This window comes from Arthrobacter sp. I3 (assembly GCF_000520575.1).
GTDB classification, from domain to species: domain Bacteria; phylum Actinomycetota; class Actinomycetes; order Actinomycetales; family Micrococcaceae; genus Arthrobacter; species Arthrobacter humicola_A.
This window is the reverse complement of the sequence record NZ_KI914962.1, coordinates 114,568-118,512: the sequence shown is the minus strand read 5'-3', so window position 1 is coordinate 118,512 and position 3,945 is coordinate 114,568. Positions and strand designations below refer to the sequence as shown.

Annotated in this window: 3 protein-coding genes and 1 pseudogene; 3 read left to right on the top strand and 1 reads right to left on the bottom strand. The window is 69.0% G+C overall.

Annotated elements, in window-relative coordinates:
* The first annotated feature begins 29 nt into the window (after window positions 1-29).
* The 3 genes and pseudogenes from Y706_RS30690 to Y706_RS26825 all read left to right on the top strand — a co-directional run bounded on the left by Y706_RS30690 (window position 30) and on the right by Y706_RS26825 (window position 3,607).
* A pseudogene (locus tag Y706_RS30690) lies at window positions 30-1,087 on the top strand (M24 family metallopeptidase).
* Between the two features lie 162 nt (window positions 1,088-1,249).
* Window positions 1,250-1,531, top strand: coding sequence for a hypothetical protein (locus tag Y706_RS0120575; RefSeq protein WP_028278066.1), 282 nt, complete (start codon window positions 1,250-1,252; stop codon window positions 1,529-1,531).
* Between the two features lie 111 nt (window positions 1,532-1,642).
* The gene (locus Y706_RS26825) at window positions 1,643-3,607 is read left to right on the top strand and encodes a glycogen debranching N-terminal domain-containing protein (RefSeq protein WP_043436709.1); all 1,965 of its coding nucleotides are present in this window, start codon (window positions 1,643-1,645) and stop codon (window positions 3,605-3,607) included.
* Here the strand turns inward: Y706_RS26825 and Y706_RS26820 are convergent.
* Window positions 3,560-3,945: phosphatase PAP2 family protein (locus tag Y706_RS26820; RefSeq protein ID WP_043436706.1), on the bottom strand; the 386-nt coding region annotated here is incomplete at its 5' end. The genes Y706_RS26825 and Y706_RS26820 overlap by 48 nt on opposite strands.

Sequence of the window (3,945 nt, the reverse complement as noted above, 5' to 3'; positions counted from 1 at the left end):
ACGCGGAAGCGGCCGCCGGCGCCTCGAATCTGCGGATCACCGACTGGACCGACGGGAGCGACCCGTACACGGCATCTGCGACGCTGATGGCCGGCACGGGACGTTATGCCGTCTCTGACTCGGCCTGGGCCATGCACCTCCTCGGTCTGCAGGATCGACTGCCCAAGTCGTCCTATGTCTCGATGACGACCGCCCTGCCGATGCTTCGGGCGATCAAGGATGTCGACGAGATCGAGCGGCTGGCGGCGGCCGGCGCGGCTGCAGACCAGGCGTACGAGGAGATCGTCACCGTGCGGTTCGCTGGGCGCAGCGAGACCGACGTCGGTTCTGATCTCGCCGACCTGCTTCGGCAGTTCGGTCATTCGCAGGTGGACTTCACCGTCGTCGGTTCGGGTCCGAATGGAGCCAACCCTCACCACGAGATCGGCCCGCGGATCATCGAGGACGGAGACATGGTGGTGCTCGACTTCGGCGGCCTCAAACACGGCTACGGATCAGACACGACGCGGACCGTGCACGTCGGCGAGCCCACCGCCGAGGAGCGCGAGGTTCACGACGTCGTCAGACTCGCGCAGCAGGCCGGGTTCGAGGTGGAGCCAACCCTCACCACGAGATCGGCCCGCGGATCATCGAGGACGGAGACATGGTGGTGCTCGACTTCGGCGGCCTCAAACACGGCTACGGATCAGACACGACGCGGACCGTGCACGTCGGCGAGCCCACCGCCGAGGAGCGCGAGGTTCACGACGTCGTCAGACTCGCGCAGCAGGCCGGGTTCGAGGCCGTGCGTCCAGGCGTCGAGTGCCAGGAAATTGATCGCGTGGCCCGGGCGGTGATCACTGAAGCCGGCTACGGCGAGTATTTCATTCACCGCGTCGGGCACGGAATCGGGCTGACGACGCACGAGCCGCCGTACATGGTGGAGGGCGAAACCCAGATCCTCCAGCCCGGCATGTGCTTCTCGATCGAACCCGGAATCTACCTGCCGGGCAGGTTCGGCGTACGGATCGAGGACATTGTGACGGTCGTTCCCGACGGCGGACGGCGACTCAATCAGACCTCGCACGAGATGAGAATCGTCCACTAGTTGGCCGACCTGGTCCACGATCTGACGTGGCCTCGGAACGAGATCGCTTCACCTGCGGTGATTGCGAAGTAGATGACGGCGTTTCCCATGCACATCATGTGCCCGGCGCCGCCCTCGGCGGTCCCCTCCTCCGGCAATAGTCGTGCATGGAAGAATCGCACCATGAATGCGGAGCAGCGGAGGCGTGCTGAGGACACCCTGAGAGTCGTGGACGCCCTCGTGACGGCGATGGGTCGGCGGAAGGATGTCTTCCACGTGGTCGAGGATTCAGAGGGCCTAGACGAAGCGATCCGTCGTCTGATGGAACTGTTGGAGCTGGATGAATTGTCCTGCCGGGTAATCCTGGACATGCAAGTCAAAGGGTTCACTCGCGAACGGCGCCGGATTATTGCTGCTCACGCGGAAGAAATCAGATCGAGCCTGTCGTCTGGCGGGGAACCATAGAAAGCCGTTATGCAGGGGCTCTCTGATTCCATATGACCCGCCCGCGCTTTTCGACGCGGCAGCGGGCTGTGGCGCATTGAGACCGCCCAGTGCCCGGCATAGGGTAGGCGGATGACTGTTCAGCCAGGCCTGCACCGCCAACACTGCTCCGTTGCCGCCCCCACCCAGCTGTGGCTCGACCCTGACGGCCGCCTGGCCGGTGAGGTCAAAGCGCCCGGAGCCGGTGACTCCGCTGATCCGGCCGGGTTCACCGGGCTGCTCCACGGCGATACCCGGATGCTCTGCCGGGCGCTGGTGCGCGTCAACGGCCTGGAACCCGAACCGGCCACCGTCGAGACGGAGCCCGGCGGCGTCCTGCGCGTCCGGGGCCTGGTCCGGGGCATCCCTGGACCCACGGAGGATCCCGCCGTCGAGCTCCTCCAGACTTGGACGGTGACGCCGGGCGTGGTGCGGCACACCCTGCAGCTGCGCACCTCGCTGGATTCCCTCGACGTCGAAATCGACGTAGCCCTCGCGGCCGACTTCACCGACATGGCCCAGATCCGCCTCAGCCGCTTCCGTGACCCGTCCGCGCCGGTCTCTGCCGATGAGTCCACGCTGCGCTGGCAGGAGGGTGGCAAGACCCTGGCGGTCGCGGCCCCCGGCGCCGTCACCCCGGAAGGCCACCTCGCCTGGCGCGGAACCCTGGGCCGGGGCCGGCCGTTCGAGGCCGAATGGCAGGCCGTCCTCACCGACCATGATGACGCCGTGGTGGCTGCCCGCCCGCCCGCGGCCCGGCCGCCGCGGACCGGTCCGGCCGGGGCCCTGGGCCTGCTCCTGGATAACTCACTCGATGACGTGGCCGGGCTCCGCCTGGCCACCCGCCAGCTGCCGGACGCCCCGTTCATCGCCGCCGGGGCGCCCTGGTACTTCACGCTGTTCGGACGGGATTCGCTGTGGGCTGCGCGGCTGCTGCTGCCTCTGGACACCGGCACGGACAACGGGCTGGCGGCGGGCACTCTGCGCGCGCTGGCCGCTTTCCAGGGCACCCGGACGGACGCGGCGGCCGCCGAGGAACCCGGCAAGATCCTGCACGAACTGCGGTCCAAGGAACTGGTGCTGGAGAGCCAGAACCTGCGCCTGCCGCCGGTGTACTTCGGGGCGGTGGATTCCACCCCGCTGTGGCTTTGCCTGCTCGGTGAACTCTGGCGCACCGGCCGGGACGAGGACGCCGTGCGGTCGCTGCTGCCGAACGCGGCACGCGCCGCGGAGTGGCTGCTCGCCGCCGGCGCCACCGGAACGGACGGCGCAGCGGACGGCGCAGCGGACGATTCAACGGACGGCGCAGCCGGCAACGGCGGGTTCCTCAGCTACCGTGACTCCACGGGCCACGGCCTGAGCAACCAGGGCTGGAAGGATTCCCGGGACGCCATGCAGTTCCGCAACGGCCGGCAGGCCGAGGGGCCCATCGCCCTGTCAGAGGTGCAGGGCTACGCGTACCAGGCAGCCATGGAGACGGCGGAACTGTTCGACGCGTTCGGGGAACCGGGCGCTCAGGCGCTGCGCGACTTCGCCGCGGCCCTCCGGCTCAGGTTCCGGGAGCGCTTCTGGGTTGAGGACGACGGCGGGCCGTTCCCGGCCATGGCCCTGGACGGGCACGGGGTCCCCCTGGACATCCCGGGCTCAAACATGGGACATCTGCTGGGCACGGGCATCCTGGACGCGGCCGAAGCCCGGATCGTCGCGGACCGGCTGGTGAGCCCCGAGCTGTTCTCCGGCTACGGCGTGCACACGATTTCGCGGCGGGCCGCAGGGTTTTGGCCCTTCAGCTACCACTGCGGCTCGGTCTGGAGCCACGACACCGCCATCGCGATCCGCGGCCTCCTGGCCGACGGTTTCGTCGCAGAGGCACGCACCCTCGCCGACGGCCTGATCGCGGCGGCGGCCTCCTTCGGGCACCGGTTGCCGGAGGTGTTCGCCGGGGTGCGGGCCGAGGACTCAAGCGTCGCGGTACCGTATCCGGCGTCGTGCCACCCGCAGGCGTGGTCCTCAGCCTCGGCGGTGGTGATCGCCCAGGCGATGGGCGTCGGACTCTGACGGTCCCGCGTCCACTGGGTGTTGCCCGGAAGGGGCCGCGGCGGCGCGCAGCCCGTCGGCCAGGATAACGATCCCGGTAACGGCGAGCGCCAGGCCCATGGAGGCGAGCACGTCCGTCAGCCAGTGATACCCCAGGTACAGGCGGCTGAAGGCAACCACCAGTGTCCCGGCAGCCGCTGCCGCGAAGCCGAGCACCGACGTCGTCCGTTTGCCCGTCCGCGTGCCGCGGGCCGCCAGCAGCAGGTAACTGAGGACGCACAGGAAGACGCCGGCCCCGAAGGTATGGCCGGAGGGAAAGGACAGGGCGTCGTCCGGTCCCAGCATGAAGCCGCTGGCGG